The sequence below is a fragment of the Shewanella sp. cp20 genome, from assembly GCF_000832025.1.
Lineage (GTDB): Bacteria > Pseudomonadota > Gammaproteobacteria > Enterobacterales > Shewanellaceae > Shewanella.
The window spans coordinates 147,369-162,751 of the sequence record NZ_JPII01000048.1; the positions used below are offsets into that span (position 1 = coordinate 147,369).

A 15,383-nucleotide genomic window follows, 5' to 3' on the forward strand; every position below is an offset into this window, starting at 1 on the left:
ACTTTTAGGGGAACATCACATTTTAGATAAGGGTTATCGATGGATTTTTCGTCGACTCAAGGCGTTAGGGTACAAAAGTTAGACTGGCAACTCTCCACCACAGAGGTATTTGGCTGCTTTGCTCACCTACCCTGGGCCATACTGCTTGACTCTGCCGGCAGCGATCATTGTGACGCAAAGTACGACATCATCAGCTTCGATCCCTTAGCCACCATCACCAGTCAAGAGGGTGTGACCCAGACAAGGCATCTGCGCCCTGCTGGGGATAACCAAACCCCAGCAACTGACTATCCCCAAGAGACCAGCAGCACAACAGATCCCTTCTCGATATTACAGGCGGCGATAGCGGCTTATTTCCCGGTACAGCATAGATGCGAGCTCCCCTTCAGTGGCGGCGCCCTGGGCACCTTTAGCTACGACCTGGGTCGGCGCATCGAGAAGCTCCCCGCCACCGCCGCTAAGGATATCGGCCTGCCCGAGATGAATGTCGGCCTCTATGACTGGGCGCTGCTATTTTGCTACCAGAGTCAGACATGGTCGCTGGTGCACTATCACGGCGAGGCGGCACTTAAATCGCGCCTGGCGGACATCGAGTCACGACTAGGCGCCCATGGGCAAGACGAAGAAATTAACAAAGCAGTATTTTCACTGAGCCGTGACTGGCAGGCGCAGATCACTAAGGACGAATACAGAAACAAGTTTAATCGCGTGCAGGAGTACCTGCACAGCGGCGACTGCTACCAGATCAACCTGACCCAGCGCTTCGAGGCCGAATATCGCGGCGATGAGTGGCAGGCCTATCTGAAGCTCAGGGCCAGCAACAAGGCGCCCTTCTCTGCCTTTATCCGACTGGAGCAACACGCCATTCTCTCCATCTCCCCAGAGCGCTTTATCAAGTTAAACGGCGACGCCATAGAGACCAAACCCATCAAGGGCACCATGGCTAGAGCGATCGATATCGAGGCCGACAGAGCAGCGGCCGCTATGCTGGCCGCCTCAGAGAAAGATCGCGCCGAGAACTTGATGATAGTGGATCTGCTGCGTAACGATATCGGCAAGGTGGCCAGCCCAGGCAGCGTGCGCGTGCCCCATCTGTTTGCCATCGAGAGTTTCCCAGCGGTGCACCATCTGGTGAGCACGGTGACCGCAACACTGGCACCACCCAACACCCCCTGCGATCTGCTCAGGGCAGCGTTTCCCGGTGGCTCTATCACGGGCGCGCCTAAGATCCGCGCCATGGAGATCATCGAAGAGCTGGAACCATCGCGTCGCAGCCTCTACTGTGGCTCCATCGGCTATATCAGCCAAGACAGGCAGATGGACACCAGCATCACCATACGAACCTTGGTGGCCGAGCCCCCTCGCCTCTACTGCTGGGCGGGCGGCGGCATAGTGGCGGACTCTCGGGTCGATGCCGAATATCAGGAAAGTTATGATAAGGTGAGTAAGATCCTCCCCATACTGAGCAACTGACAAGTAATTAGGCAATTATGACACTGGACGAGTTTAAACGGCGCTACGCTCTGCACCAACTGCCCACGGACACAGGGCCGCAGATCCATCGCACCCTGCGACAGGCCGCCGTACTCGTCCCCCTGATTGAACAAAGTGGTGAACTTGAGCTGCTGCTGACGCGCAGGCCCACCCACCTAAGGGCCCACCCAGGGCAGATAAGCTTTCCCGGCGGCAAGGTTGAAAAGAGTGATGAGAGTTACGCCGATACCGCGCTGCGTGAGGCGTTTGAGGAGATCGCCCTGCCGCGCGACAATGTCGAAATCCTTGGCCAATACCCCATGTTTAACACCTTCACCGGCTTTGCCATCGCACCGATCATAGGTGTGGTGAGAGAAGCCTTTGAGCCTGTGCTCGATCCCGGCGAGGTGGATGAGCTGTTTAGCGTACCCCTAAGCTTCCTTCTAGATCCCGCCAATCGCATTCAGAAACAGTTCTCCCGCCGCGGCGTACACTATCCCGTCTACTTCATTCCCTACGGCGACTATTTCATCTGGGGCGCCACCGCCGCCATGATAGACAGACTCTGTCGCCAGATAGGGGACCCGCGCTAAAACCATAAGTCTTCAAGCGACCAGTCTAAAATGACTTTCCCTCTTTAAACCTAAGGAAGGTGCGAATAAGTCCCGTGCTTGCTCTGCGAGTGCTTAAAGTGGAGTCTGGCAGGCCAAAGCACTAAACAAAAAACTTAAGATAGAGACCCGCGGCGGTCGAGGTTAACAGCAGAAGTGGGATATTAAACCAGTAGCCCATGCGACTATGATGAGCCACATAAAAGTTAAAGGCCAGGTTAATCAGGCTGATAGCGGCGCAGCTCCAGATCACATACTCTAGCCTCAGGGTGATGGTGGGATCCCAGGTGAGGCGCACACTGGCCCCCTTACTGAGAAAGTAACCGACGGCGCGATCCGGCCTGGCCTCACCAAAGAGCAGTAATGCATACACGGCCAGGGACCAACCTAAGATCGACAAGCTGCCTAAAAAAATCTGGAAAATTTTGACTTTTTTCATTTAGCCCACTGAATTAACTGGCCATATTTTAAGCATAACAAGCTTTCCAGCCTAACACCATTAGCGGATAAGCAGCAGATTAAGGCCGCTTTTTTATGGCGCTTAAGCCTGCCTTGGCTGAAATGCCCATTTTATTTGCCTTTAGGCCAATCTATCTGCTGTTTTTCCCTTGAGAAAAGCCACCAGCAAGGTAATATAAACCTCCAAAATTTTTAATAAAACGTTTCGTTGGAGAACTAAGCAACAATGAGCATTGCATCTGTCGCTTCTGTATTTAAAGGTGATTTTGCGGTTGGTTCGCAAGTTACCGTACGCGGTTGGGTAAGAACTCGCCGAGATTCCAAGGCCGGCATCTCTTTTCTTGCCGTATATGATGGTTCCTGTTTTGATCCCATTCAGGGCGTTGTGCCAAATAGCTTAGACAATTATAACGACGAAATCTTACGCCTCACGGCCGGTTGTTCTGTCGTGATGACGGGTGAACTGGTTGAAAGCCCAGGTAAAGGCCAGGCGTTTGAGATGCAGGTGACTAAGGTTGAAGTCACAGGTTGGGTTGAAGATCCTGATACCTATCCTATGGCGGCCAAGCGTCACTCTATCGAGTATCTGCGCGAACTGGCTCACCTGCGTCCTCGCACTAACATCATAGGCGCGGTCGCTCGCGTACGTAACTGTCTGTCTCACGCGATCCACAACTTCTACAACGAAGAAGGCTTCATCTGGGTATCTACCCCACTGATCACGGCTTCTGACTGTGAAGGTGCCGGTGAGATGTTCCGCGTGTCGACACTGGATCTGGAAAACCTGCCACGTACCGACGAGGGTAAGGTCGATTTCAGCGAAGACTTCTTCGGTAAGGAATCTTTCCTGACGGTATCGGGTCAGCTCAACGGTGAGACCTACGCCTGTGCACTGTCGAAGATCTACACCTTTGGCCCAACCTTCCGCGCCGAAAACTCAAACACCAGTCGCCACCTGGCAGAATTCTGGATGGTTGAGCCGGAAGTGGCCTTCGCCGATCTGAACGATGTTGCCGGTCTTGCCGAGCGTATGCTGAAGTACTGTTTCCGCGCCGTGCTTAACGAGCGTCGTGACGATCTAGAGTTCTTCGCCCAGCGCGTCGACAAGACGGTTATCGAGCGTCTTGAAAACTTCGTCAACAGCGATTTCGCTCAGGTGGATTACACTGACGCCATCGAGATCCTCAAGACCTGTGGCAAAAAGTTCGAATTCGATGTCGAATGGGGTATCGATCTGCAATCTGAGCATGAGCGCTACCTGGCGGAAGAACACTTCAAGGCACCTGTGGTCGTGAAGAACTATCCAAAAGATATCAAAGCCTTCTACATGCGTCTCAACGAAGATGGCAAGACAGTAGCGGCCATGGACGTACTGGCTCCTGGCATCGGTGAGATCATCGGTGGTGCCCAGCGTGAAGAGCGTCTGGATGTGCTAGATACCCGTCTGGACGAGATGGGTCTGAGCAAGGAAGATTACTGGTGGTATCGTGACCTGCGCCGTTACGGCACAGTGCCACACTCAGGCTTCGGCCTGGGCTTCGAGCGTCTGGTTTCTTACGTGACCGGCGTATCGAACATCCGCGACGTGATCCCATTCCCACGCGCGCCTAAATCAGCAAACTTCTAAAGCCAGCTAAGTGCATAGCAAGTTCTACAAAAAACGCCCTCCGGGGCGTTTTTTTATGGGCTCAGATTTCAGTTAGCAATTTCTATGGGCTAACGCCCAGACCAGCGGCGAGCGTTCGCGAGTTCAACACCGAAGGTGCGATGCTGACCTGCCTTGTTATAGATAATTTTTATTGACCGCTCGCTTAATTAGGTGAAATTGCAACCAAACCATGATAGGCATGGTTATAAAGCCATAGACAACCCACGCGTAGGGTGAAGCCTGTATTACATTCAAGATGTATGTTATTAAAAAATACGTAAGCCAATATCCTATCTGGATTTTTATACTTATTGGCAATCCGAGAACGACTAACGTATCTAACACACTAGCCTTTTTATGGTCTGCACAAGACCTGTAAACTTTGAACGCGCCAAGATGAAATACAAACATGGTGACTACATAAGAGGTGGCCGTAAACAAGTTGATCGAATAAGAATACCCTAATAAAAACATTGGTATCACAGTTCCTACAACCTGTAAGTAGAAGCATGCGACGTAGTACATCGTTTTCTGCTTTTGATCAATTTTGTCTTCAGCTAACTTTGTAGCGATGACGTCCGTGTTCCAGATATCCATGTAACCTCGATTATGTATAACGCATAAAGCATGGACGCAGCTTTGCTGCGTTCAATTCTTTTACTTATTAGGTGCTTACTCTGATTTAGCAACGTGCTTCTTTCTCTCGTTACGCGCCATACGCCCTTCTTTCATTAGTATACCCAGGACGCTATAACTTAGATAATCCTTGGAACCCCCGCCGTAATCGGATTGGAGGCCAAGATACTTAGCGGCATCAGAGTTTCTTATGCCTTCCGGGTTGGCTTTAGCCAACTCCATAACTGCTGACTTGAGGATGCTCAAGCCCATCTGAGCTTTTTCATAGCATCCGTCAGGGATATTGATCTTGATGCGCTTTGATATATTGTTTGGATTGGGTTTCACTCGATTGGTTAGCATTCCGCCCTGAGAGCGAATGCCAAAACCAGCAATTAACTCGGCTTCAATTTTGAGAGACTGTTCCTCTGTTAGATTATCTGAGATTACAGTATGCAGTACGGACAAGCCTGCATCTTGAATGGCTTGAATCACTTTACCTTTTTCTGAATCATCGACTTGTGCTTGATGCTCCCATGCACGATTGCCAGTCCCCTTTCCAATGTAAAAGGTTTTCGCAGGCTTTTCTCGTGGATCTTTTAGGGCATAAACATAAAATGGATTCTGTGCCATGTATTTCCTTGCACCTAACTTTTTATTAGTACGCATGCGCTCTATTTGGCAAAACACGTATGCAGATTGAGTAAACCTATTATTGATGACTTACTAATCTAAAGTCATTGATTTATAAACACTCTACCAAAAACATGCCGGATAAACGAGCACCAGAATCGGCAAAGTGAGCACTAATATTGACTCGCTCCCGCGACTTGAATGCCTGAAAGCTATTTATGAAAAGCTAGCCTCGGATGATGTGATGAACGACGCCCTGACGAGATAGGAAGTCTTCGGCCATCTCCCCCTGTAACATGGCCAGGGTCGCCAGCATACCGGCGACCACACACTGAGGCGCAAATACACTGACCGATAGCGGCGCGCCTTTGACGGGGTAGCCATTGCTTGGGTCGATAATGTGGCCATAGCGCTTACCCTCACTCAAGAGGTAACGGCGCGAATGACCGCTGGTGGCCAGCGCGCCACTCTTAAATGTCACCACCCTGGCCGCTGAATCGAGTGCATGGGGATCTTCTATACCTATCTGCCAGGGCCGCTCGCAGCCTGGCGAGGCAAGCATATCGCCGCCTAGATTCACTAACAGATCGTGATCAGGCAGCGCGCTGGTCATGATAGCCATGGCTTTATCAGCGGCGTACTCCTTGGCGATCCCGCCAAGATCTATCCCCATGCCCTCGGGCAGATAGAGGCGCTTATCTTCGATAACGAGTCGCTCAAACCCTACCTGAGCAAGCGCCGCCCTAACCTTATTATCACAGGGCAGGCTTTCGCCGTGACCCGCGCCGAATGGCCAGAGGGCTAATACAGGCTCGGCGGTAATATCAAACTTGCCCTGACTGAGCCGATAACAGTGCTCGGCGAATTTGAGCAGCCCCAGGGTTTCGTCGTCTATGGCTTGCCAGCCGCCGGCGCCGCGATTGATCTTGGCAAGCTCGCTGCTATCGCTAAAACGGTTGTACTTGGTCTCGATGCGTTTGACCTCGGTCATGGCGCGCACTAGCGCATCAGCGACCCGCTGGTCTTCACCAAGACCTTCTTGGCGCACATTGCGCTTAGGGTCTTGTTTAGGCCGAACCAGCAGCTCACAGCGACTGGCCATGGCCTTGAATTCGCCCTTGAGTCCTTCGCAGCCGGGCACCTCAGCAGCGTCGTCAAGCAGTGGTGACAGGTTTAAACCCTCTACAAAGTCTAGGCTCAAAATCTCATCCCAAATTGCAGTACTATGGCATCGAGCCTAGGAAACTGATCGAAGGCAGCCAACTCACCAGGAAGTTCAACGCCGGGGTTCTGCGGCCGCTGCTGATAGTAGGCAAGCCGCACACTGGCAAGCATCCCCTGCTCTAGCCTTTGACCGTATTTTACGCCAAGGGTATAGGTCTGCATCTTACCCAGACGGTGATCTGCCGAGGCAAATTCGGGCAAGGGCTCGGCCTCGGTCAAATAGAGATGGTAAAATTCGGCGGCCTGCTGCCGATAGGCCCTGAACTGCCACTGCACAAAGGCACCGGCACTCAGGTTATAGCGATAACGCGCGTCCCAGGTGTGGGCCTGAAGCGACCAATCATCGTCACTGTAGCGATAGGAGAAGGTGAGCGTGCCGCTATCTAAGGCGCCCTTGGTCATCAGGTAGAGGTTATGTTTGAGCCGCTCATCGGGGCGCAGCTCATAATGATAGCCAAGGGCCCGTCCACTAGTATCGATTCGGCTTACGACCTTATAGGCGTCATTAAGGTAGCCATTGACACTGGAGAGGCCGTAGCTTAGCTGAGCCTGCCAGCGACGATTCAGGGTCTGGGTCACCCCGACATTCAGATCGAGCGTGCGTTTGAGGGCAGTATCGTAATAGCGGGTGGCATCGAAAGCCTGCCTAAACTCGGCCTCGCTGGCAAAGTCCTCTCGAAACACCATCTCACTCAACCCAACTGGTCGCCCGCCCACAGGATTAACGATATCGAAATAGTAGGCCGCGCCGGCAAACACCTGGGTATTGCTCTGGTTAAGGGAATGCTCGACACCGGCGTTCAGCCCCAGCGAGGTGTAGTCATACTCGCGAGAGAGATACCCGCCGAGACTCGTCTGCCATTTGGCGGAGAACAGATGCTGCCAGTTGGCACTCAGCTGTAGTCGGGTATCCTTGAAGGTATCATCCAGTGGCAGTTCGCCGCTGCTGGCCTGATAGACGCCGGTGCCCGAGGGACGGGTAAAGCTTTGGGGCCGCGCCTGGATCACAGCCCCATTTGCCGAGGCGCCGGTTAATGCATCTAAGGCGATCTTGCCGCGAATGATATTGGTATCGTCCAGTGCCTGACGGTAGTTAATAATGCCTTCTGCCGCCGTGACCCTGTCCTGCTCCTGATAGTAAACCAGTGCGGCATCGATGGTCGCCCCGGCGAGAAGATCGGTTTCATCTCGCTCGGTGGCACTCTCACTCGTCTGAGAAACTGCACCAGGATTGACGCTGGCTTGGTCATTGGCCATCGCCTGCTGACTCAAGGTTGCCCCACCGACACCGAGAAACAGACTGCTGGCCACCAGTAGCGATGCCATCACAGAATCATTGTCAGATATCGGGGCTTGTTGCTCGGCTTGTAGCTGAGGCTCTTGTGGCTGAGGCGCTTGTAGCTGAGGCGCTTGTCGGGTTTTCGACTGAGCTGCCTTCGCCCATGCACTCTCTAGTGGCGCTGGCGACTCGGCAGCCACCTTGCTTGCAGACTGATTTGAAATTGCGATCCGATTGGGAGTCAATCTGTCCTTCTTGTCGCTCACGCGATCTTCCTTTTCCCTGTTATCTCGTAAAACAACCTAGTTACAACCACAGCCACCACCGGCGAGTGTACGACCGCCACTGGCGCCCTCCTTACTGAAATAGATATGATCTTCTATCGCCATATCCATCTCATCGGCTTCAAGCTGCATATCTTGGCGGGCAAATTGCCCCCGCTCCCAGGGTTTTACTCCAAGGTTGGCACAGCCAGTAATTAAGGGGGCGAGCAACAGGGCCAACAGAATGCTCACGCGGCTTGCACTAGTTTTCATCCTTTGCCCTCTTCATCAATAGCGATTGGATCTCCTGCTCGACGGCGAGTTGCTTCGACTTAAAGAACCCCAGATGCTCGCTGACCAGGCGCCCTTCGCTATCAAACAAATAACTACTGGGCATCCCCTGCAGATTAAAGTGACTCGCCACCTCGCCCTTGGGATCATAGAGGATATCGAAACTGGTCGTGAAGTCGGCCAGAAATGGCCCTGCCATCTCACGCTTTTCATCGAGATTGATCGCGACGATCGCCAACCCCTTATCGCCATAGCGCTGATGCATCAGCTCCATCCAGGGAAAAGAGTCGCGACAGGGCGCGCACCAAGAGGCCCAAAAATCCACATAGACCACCTTGCCCTTGTAGGCCTCGAGTGACACCTGCTCGCCACTCAAGGTGCTCGCACTGAGATCTAATCGCGGCGCGCCGTGACACAGGGGCAAGCTCGACAGACATAGCAGCAGCGCCATAGATAGGCGTCTCCCCGCTGCGCTTTTAATGCGCCCGACAATTTGCATCGCTATCTCCTCACATCATTCCATTTGTTGCCACCAGAGGGACACTATCACTAAGCGCTATCCCTAAGCAGCGTCTCTACGCGCTATCTCTACGAACTGTCTCTACGAACTGTCTCTACGTACTGTCTCTAAATAGCTTCAAGGTGTTAGAACCTTGTATCTCATTATGCGAGGTTAGCAAAAATACAGCTGATGGGAACAGCTAAAGATTCGAATCGCGTAACATAGACTAGACGGTATTAACCCAAAACATGCTGAGCAGTGTTATTCCACTGAAGATTCTGCCCAGGAGAGATAACAGACACTGGCTTTAACGCCGTGACGATTAAACCAGTCCAGCCAGATGATCTGATTGTCTCTTAGGCTATCTCCCGGCCCTTTTACCTCGATAAGCTCGGCGGATACCCCGTTATGCTGAAGATTTGGTAAGCCGTCTTCCCGGCTATCTTCACTGCTAGGACGCTCCAGTTCTAGCTCTAGCTCTAGGTCTAGGTCTAGGTCTAGATGAAAACAGATGAGATCGGGAAAGCCAGCACGATAGTAGCGAAGATCGAACAGCATATGTCGAAATAGGTTTGCCAGAAAAGCACCGCTGAATGCACCCAGTGCCAGCTGCAGTAACAGGGGTGTCTTCTCCTTGTCTCGGTTTTGGGCTGATTCCAACCCTAGGTCATCGTGGCTTAGTTCCTCAAACAAGGGCCAGTGTACCCAGTCGTTGGTGATCCCGCGTTTGGCGTGAAAGTGACTGACGATCACCTCGATGTCGCCAGAGGCCAACGCCGCAAGGCGCGCATCTATGGCACGCTTGCGCCGTGGATAGAAGTCGCTGTGGTACATATCGCTCGGCCTGCTCTGGTAGGGATTGGCAAAGGCGCTACGTACATCGGCGAAGATAATGTCCCAGAAGGCCAGGCCAAACAGGCTAGCAAACAAGCGATTTTCCACCTCAACGCAAAGATGCAGCTTCTTATCCTGCACACGAGTCAGATGCCTGGCGGCGATTTGCTCGACACGCTCGGCGTTTAAGGCTCCATCTTCCTGGCTCTCATCGGTAGCTGTGCGCTGACACTCAAGTTTGAAGGTATCAAACTCCCCTTGCCAAGACTTGGGCGCCGCCCGTCTCAGGCTGCGATGAAGGCTTTTCTGCAAACGCCTTGCGACCAGACGCTCACTCTCCTCCATAGGTTCTGCTAACATCAGCTCAACTAGCCTTAGCGCTTCATCATCGCGGCCAAGCTTATTCAGGCAGCGAGTCCGGCGTTCCCGGCTCGGCGGTCTCTCTGTGTTAGCATAAAAGGCTAATGCGCGCTCAAAAAGGCCTAAGCGCTCCAATTGGCGCGCCGCCATTAGCCAGAGCACCTGGGTCATGCGGTTCAGCTTTTCATTGTCTGCCTCTTTAAAGAAATCGGGCAGCTCGGTGAGACTCTGGCAAAATGAATCAAATTTTTTGACATCAAGGTCGCATGGCTTACCACCCAACCCACCCTCTTCAAACTCCCGGTATAGATTAGATAACGCATACAAGCCTTCTAACTCCGCTCGCGTATTGAAACTGCGACTGGCGACACTCACCGAATAAGCTTCAAAATTATGAATACCAAGATCGGCCAAGATAAACTGACTCAGGGACTGACTCATACGCTCGAAATAGAGTAACTCGAAGCGTCGATAGACGACCTTGGGGCTCAGGCAGAACCAATGCTGCTCGGGCGCCAGCCCCACAAGCAGTCGCGCCAATAGGCCCGCGTTTTGGGCATACTCAATAAGCTCGCTCTTCTTCAGACGCTTAATCGCCGCACAGTCGAGGTTCGAAGCCTCTGGATTGCCAGGCTCTGCTTGACTGGAATCTTGCGCTACCAAGGCCTTAATAAGCTCCGCCTTGGTGCTCTTTTGCAGCAGCCAGCTCGTTTCGGGCCGCTCATAGTCGATCAGTTCGTGAGCGTGCAGCTGCGAGATGGCCGCCGGGATATCTTTGATTTCAATGTAGCTAAGCTGAGGCAGGCAGAACCAGGGGCCCTTACGCGAGATGAGTCTCACCAGCAGGCACTGAGCATCCTGTCCCAACGCCGAAAAAGTGTTGATGAAGCCCAGCTCGAGCTCATCGAGCAGATCGCCATAGCGGTGCTGAACACCTTGGAGCATGGTGTTGAAATTATTAAGGTAGTAATAAACTGGCAATGCAGGTGGCATCTTGGCGGCTTGCTTTGATGGCGTTGATGGCTTTGACGGCGCTGGCGACGACGGTGATGATGACGTGGTTAGCGGCGCAGGCATTAGCGGCGCCGATCGCACGGTGTTACCTTGTGTATGCCTCTCTACTATTCCCCGTTTTTGCTTAACCATTAACCTTTTCTGCCCCTGTATTTTTCTCTTCATCATCGCTGCTTTAAACGCTAAGCGGCAAGACCCATCAAACAGACTCTACGGCAGGCTTTACAAGCTTAGGGAGTTGGCGCACTCTTAGCAAAATAACAAAAAGTGCCAGCATTTGGCGATAAAACAGCGTAGGAAAAATCATCATGTGGATTCAAGTCGAGATAAATCTGCCCCCGAAACAACGCGGGTATCATCTGATCACCGAAGAGATCTATCGCGCCGCCCCAGAGCTTAGCAAGATTAAGATAGGTCTCGCCCATCTGTTGTTACAACATACCTCGGCGGGACTCACGCTCAACGAAAATGCCGACCCCAGTGTACGGGAAGACTTTGAGCGCTTCTTTAACCGTTTGGTCCCTGAGAATGAGCCCTATTATACCCATACCTATGAGGGGGACGACGACATGCCGGCCCATTTGAAATCGTCGATTCTGGGGGCGGAACTTACCCTACCTATCACCGACGGCGAGTTCAATCTGGGTACCTGGCAAGGGATCTACCTGTGCGAGGCACGCAACCGCGCCGGGGGCCGTACCCTGTTACTCACCATCCAGGGCGAATAATCTAGGCAACTAATCTCGAACAACTAATCTAGGACAAGAGGGCCAGCCAATCATCTTTATCCATCTCGGCGGCCGTGAGGCTCTCGGTCTGATACATGCTTTGGGCCAGCGCCTGTTTGCTCTGCTGCAGCTGCTGAATACGCTCCTCAACCGTATTCTGACAGATCAGCTTATAGACGAATACCGGCTTGTCTTGCCCGATACGGTAGGCCCTATCGCTGGCCTGCTCTTCGGCAGCGGGATTCCACCAGGGATCCACATGGATCACCACATCCGCCTCGGTCAGGTTGAGTCCTGACCCACCGGCCTTTAGGCTGATGAGAAACACATTGACCTCGCCGCGACGAAAACGCTCTATGATGCGATCGCGATGGCGGCTTCGCCCGGTAAGCATCTCATAGCCTATCTGCTGGCGATCCAATTGCTCGGCGATCAGATCCAGCATGCTGGTAAAGGAGGAGAAGATGAGAATGTTGCGGCCATCTTCAATCATGTTCGGTAACTTGTTCTCTAACCAGGCTAGCTTGGAAGACTCGATGTTAGCCTCATCCTGACCGCCGTCGTAGGCGGTATTCTTCGCGTTTGTTTCTGCGCCCTCAGAGCTGGCCTCGGCAAGATGCGCGCGCTCGCCAGCCTGAGCCAGATTGAGCATCGACGGGTGACAGCAGACCTGGCGAAGCTTAAGCAGTGCGTTGCTTATCATCAGGCGGTTCGCCTTAGCACCGGTTTGCCGCAGCGCCAGCTGCACCTGCTCTGCCACCGTCAGGCGTATGGTCTCATAGAGATCCGACTGACTCTGGCTCAGCTCAATCAGGGTGTTGATCACCGTCTTGGTCGGCAGTTCGGTCGCCACCTGACGCTTGGTGCGCCTGAGCATAAAGGGCGCCAGACGCTGCGCCAGTCGTTGGCGGCTGGTGTCGCAATGATCTTTCTCTATCGGCTGTTTAAACTGGCGCTGAAACTGGGTCGCGGTGCCGAGAAAGCCCGGCATCAGGAAATGAAACAGCGACCAGAGTTCACCCAGATGATTCTCCATCGGCGTCCCCGTCAAACAGAGACGATGCTTGGTCTGCAGGCGGTTCACCAACTTAGTGATGCGGCTGCGGCTGTTTTTGATGGTCTGTGCCTCATCCAGGATCACCTGATGCCAGTTAAGCTTGGTCAGCCGCTCGGCATCCTGAGCCAAGATGCCGTAGCTGGTGATCAGCACATCGACATGGGTCAGCGCCTGCTCATTATCGTGGCGGGCACGGCCGCTCCAGATAAAACTCGTCAGACTAGGGGTAAACTGCGCGATCTCTCGCTGCCAGTTGCTGAGCAAACTGGTGGGCGCCACAACCAGCACCGGCGCCTTACACACACCGGCCTGTTTATCCAATAGGATGCTACAAAGGGTCTGCAGCGTCTTACCCAGGCCCATGTCGTCTGCCAGTATGGCGCCAAAGCCATGTTGCTTGATAAATTGTAGCCAGGCGACCCCTTCTACTTGGTAGGGGCGCAGCCCGGCGTTGAGCCCATCGGGCGCGACAAAGTCCGCGGTACCTAGCCGGTCGCCTCGCCGGGTTTGAGACTCATTGAGATAACGGCCTAGCGCCTTGGCATGTTGCCTTAGCTTGGCCTCGCCCGACCAGGTGAGCGCCTGCTTTGACTGACTCAAGGCGTCATCGAGCAGCGGGATGCGACCGAGGTGATGCCTGGCCAGCAGCAACTTCTCCTGATCGTTTAGGGGCTGCTGGGTAAAGAGTTCGTCCAGCACAGCAAGTATTCGCTGCACGCGGGTCGCCGGCAGCGTCAGGATCGCGCCAGATTCTAGCTCGAGCGCCACCTCCTGTAGCGGCTGCTCGCTCCCCTGTTTATCAGACAGCTCAGCACCTGTGATTAGCGCCGGGCTAGTGCCTATATCCGGGCTGGTGTTTAGCGCTGGGCTGGTCGTGAAATCCCGGCTTAGCTTGCCTTGGCGAATCAGGTTAACCAGCAGAGGCAATAGATTAACCCGTTTACCCTCTACCTCGACACCCAGGCTAAGCTCGAACCAATCCTTGTCGGCGCTGTTTACCTCGCCATACCAGGCATTGGCCGCCACCTGAACGAAACGCTGTTTGGCCACCAGTTCAATCTGCCAGCCCTTAAGCGACAGGGTGCGCAGCAAGATCACATGCTCGCTCACCTCGCCCGGTACCAATCGTAGGCCATAGTTGAGGGTTTCGGTGACCGCAGGTTCAAATTGGCTAGTGAGTAAGGGTAAGGGGTTGAGCATCAGCTGACACTTGGCAAACTGCGCCATAAAGGCCTTATGCCCGGCGCCCAGGTAACTTAACGCTTCGAAATCATAGCGCCTTCCGCGATGGACCATAGAAAATTTCGCGACATCTAAGGGCGACAACATAGGCTCGTGCCAGTGTTGCTCCAGGCTCTCGCGGGCGATCTCCAGGCGTGGTAGCCAGTCACTGTCCAAATCCACACCCTCTAACAACTGTTGATTAATCCGCTGATCCTGGCGTTTATCTAGGATCCCCGTGCCCGAGCAGGTATCTAGCCAGACCCCGGCGCAAAGCGGCAAAATGAACTCCTCGTCCAGATAATCTTCATCATAGTGGGTCGCCAGACGCACGGGCTCACCCGCCACCTTGCCAAAGAAACAGCGTCCGCTAGCAAACAGCAGGCGATAAAAATCACTGTCGAGTGTGGCTGAATGTTCACTGGAAAGAGGCAGTGAGGAGCAAAAGGCGTCATTAGCGAGCGAACACTTGAGATCGATAAGGATCGCCTGCTCAAGGGAGGCTCCAGCCTGCAACACCTGCTGTTGCTCTGCCAGTGCATCCAGGCGTGACACCGCAGGGCTTAGGTACTCGGGTAGCTGTGATTGAATGCTATCGACACGCAAATTTTCACTAGTGATTTCTGGGCTAATGTCAGGGCTAATGCTAGGGCTAGTTTCGGAGCTAAAAGCCTCACCCGTTGCCTCGCCGGTAACCTCTCTGAGTAGGTGCAGTAACTTGAGATCTGTCTGACTGACATACTTGGGCACAGGCTGGCTCTGCAGCAGCTCGAAGCCTAAAGGCCCCTTGAGCTGATAGCGGCCATTCTTGTTGAGATAGCCTTTTAACACCTTGAGCTGCAAACCTGTCTCGCTCGGGCTTAACAGGTAGAGGATGCGATGGCGTGCCATGGTGGGGAAAGGATCGAAACGCTCCTTGAGATCGCTGCGAAACAGGCGAATCGCCGTATCTGAGCGCCTGGAACGTCCCTGCTCTTCGAGTGCGCTATGAGCCGCCAGCTCGATCACCAAGGCCGCCTGATGCAGACAGCGTGGCTGACCGCAGTCACAACGACCGCTAACCTTACCCTGATCGTTAAGGGAGACTTGGCAAGATAACTTAGGCTCGCCCGCGAAGACACCACGAATAATATGGGCGCGGCGCTGACACTCCAGCAGCCGACCATCCAAC

12 protein-coding genes are annotated in these 15,383 nt (G+C 53.5%); 4 read left to right on the forward strand and 8 right to left on the reverse strand.

Annotated elements, in window-relative coordinates; all coding sequences use genetic code 11:
• Positions 1-39: 39 nt before the first annotated feature.
• Together pabB and DB48_RS16605 are read left to right on the forward strand one after the other, a co-directional pair.
• Positions 40-1,473: an aminodeoxychorismate synthase component I gene (gene pabB / locus DB48_RS16600; protein ID WP_041511314.1), complete on the forward strand. Its 1,434-nt coding sequence runs from the start codon at positions 40-42 to the stop codon at positions 1,471-1,473.
• Positions 1,474-1,490: 17 nt separating this feature from the next.
• The gene (locus DB48_RS16605; RefSeq protein ID WP_041511315.1) at positions 1,491-2,066 is read left to right on the forward strand and encodes a CoA pyrophosphatase; all 576 of its coding nucleotides are present in this window, start codon (positions 1,491-1,493) and stop codon (positions 2,064-2,066) included.
• A 121-nt stretch (positions 2,067-2,187) separates the two neighbouring features.
• Here DB48_RS16605 and DB48_RS16610 read toward each other — a convergent pair whose 3' ends face one another.
• Positions 2,188-2,523 (reverse strand): hypothetical protein, encoded by a 336-nt coding sequence (locus DB48_RS16610; protein WP_041511316.1) that lies wholly within the window; start codon positions 2,521-2,523, stop codon positions 2,188-2,190.
• 246 nt (positions 2,524-2,769) lie between these two features.
• Here DB48_RS16610 and asnS point away from each other — a divergent pair, with 246 nt between their 5' ends.
• Positions 2,770-4,170, forward strand: coding sequence for an asparagine--tRNA ligase (asnS, locus tag DB48_RS16615; protein ID WP_041511317.1), 1,401 nt, complete (start codon positions 2,770-2,772; stop codon positions 4,168-4,170).
• Between the two features lie 693 nt (positions 4,171-4,863).
• Here asnS and DB48_RS16625 read toward each other — a convergent pair.
• From DB48_RS16625 to DB48_RS16650, 6 genes are all read right to left on the reverse strand, one after another.
• Positions 4,864-5,439, reverse strand: a complete 576-nt coding sequence (locus tag DB48_RS16625) for a GIY-YIG nuclease family protein (protein WP_041511319.1) — start codon at positions 5,437-5,439, stop codon at positions 4,864-4,866.
• 226 nt (positions 5,440-5,665) lie between these two features.
• On the reverse strand, positions 5,666-6,640 hold the full coding sequence (locus DB48_RS16630) for an FAD:protein FMN transferase (protein ID WP_235375433.1): 975 nt from the start codon (positions 6,638-6,640) through the stop codon (positions 5,666-5,668).
• On the reverse strand, positions 6,637-8,208 hold the full coding sequence (locus tag DB48_RS16635; RefSeq protein ID WP_235375434.1) for a DUF3570 domain-containing protein: 1,572 nt from the start codon (positions 8,206-8,208) through the stop codon (positions 6,637-6,639). The genes DB48_RS16630 and DB48_RS16635 overlap by 4 nt, the downstream gene beginning before the upstream one ends.
• Before the next feature lie 36 nt (positions 8,209-8,244).
• Entirely contained in the window at positions 8,245-8,478 is a 234-nt protein-coding gene (locus tag DB48_RS16640) for a DUF4266 domain-containing protein (RefSeq protein WP_041511320.1), read from the reverse strand.
• Entirely contained in the window at positions 8,468-8,995 is a 528-nt protein-coding gene (locus DB48_RS16645) for a TlpA disulfide reductase family protein (RefSeq protein WP_052813835.1), read from the reverse strand. Before DB48_RS16645 ends, DB48_RS16640 begins: the two co-directional genes overlap by 11 nt.
• 264 nt (positions 8,996-9,259) lie before the next feature.
• Complete coding sequence (locus DB48_RS16650) at positions 9,260-11,185, reverse strand: VRR-NUC domain-containing protein (protein WP_041511322.1); 1,926 nt, start codon at positions 11,183-11,185, stop codon at positions 9,260-9,262.
• Between the two features lie 329 nt (positions 11,186-11,514).
• Between DB48_RS16650 and DB48_RS16660 the strand changes: the two genes are divergently transcribed.
• Positions 11,515-11,934 carry a secondary thiamine-phosphate synthase enzyme YjbQ gene (locus tag DB48_RS16660; RefSeq protein WP_041511324.1) on the forward strand — a complete coding sequence of 140 codons (420 nt, stop codon included), beginning with the start codon at positions 11,515-11,517 and terminating at the stop codon, positions 11,932-11,934.
• A 28-nt stretch (positions 11,935-11,962) separates the two neighbouring features.
• On the opposite strand, the gene DB48_RS19965 is transcribed toward DB48_RS16660, so the two are convergent.
• Positions 11,963-15,382 carry a DEAD/DEAH box helicase gene (locus DB48_RS19965; protein WP_160290158.1) on the reverse strand — a complete coding sequence of 1,140 codons (3,420 nt, stop codon included), beginning with the start codon at positions 15,380-15,382 and terminating at the stop codon, positions 11,963-11,965.
• Position 15,383: the final 1 nt, after the last annotated feature.

What these genes read in the sequence shown, in the direction of transcription:
- DB48_RS16610 (WP_041511316.1), bottom strand. Translation starts at nt 2,523, where the DNA reads ATGAAAAAAGTCAAAATTTTCCAGATTTTTTTAGGCAGCTTGTCGATC.
- DB48_RS16650 (WP_041511322.1), bottom strand. Translation starts at nt 11,185, where the DNA reads ATGCCACCTGCATTGCCAGTTTATTACTACCTTAATAATTTCAACACC.
- DB48_RS16605 (WP_041511315.1), top strand. Translation starts at nt 1,491, where the DNA reads ATGACACTGGACGAGTTTAAACGGCGCTACGCTCTGCACCAACTGCCC.
- DB48_RS16640 (WP_041511320.1), bottom strand. Translation starts at nt 8,478, where the DNA reads ATGAAAACTAGTGCAAGCCGCGTGAGCATTCTGTTGGCCCTGTTGCTC.
- pabB (WP_041511314.1), top strand. Translation starts at nt 40, where the DNA reads ATGGATTTTTCGTCGACTCAAGGCGTTAGGGTACAAAAGTTAGACTGG.
- DB48_RS16660 (WP_041511324.1), top strand. Translation starts at nt 11,515, where the DNA reads ATGTGGATTCAAGTCGAGATAAATCTGCCCCCGAAACAACGCGGGTAT.
- DB48_RS16625 (WP_041511319.1), bottom strand. Translation starts at nt 5,439, where the DNA reads ATGGCACAGAATCCATTTTATGTTTATGCCCTAAAAGATCCACGAGAA.
- DB48_RS16645 (WP_052813835.1), bottom strand. Translation starts at nt 8,995, where the DNA reads ATGCAAATTGTCGGGCGCATTAAAAGCGCAGCGGGGAGACGCCTATCT.
- asnS (WP_041511317.1), top strand. Translation starts at nt 2,770, where the DNA reads ATGAGCATTGCATCTGTCGCTTCTGTATTTAAAGGTGATTTTGCGGTT.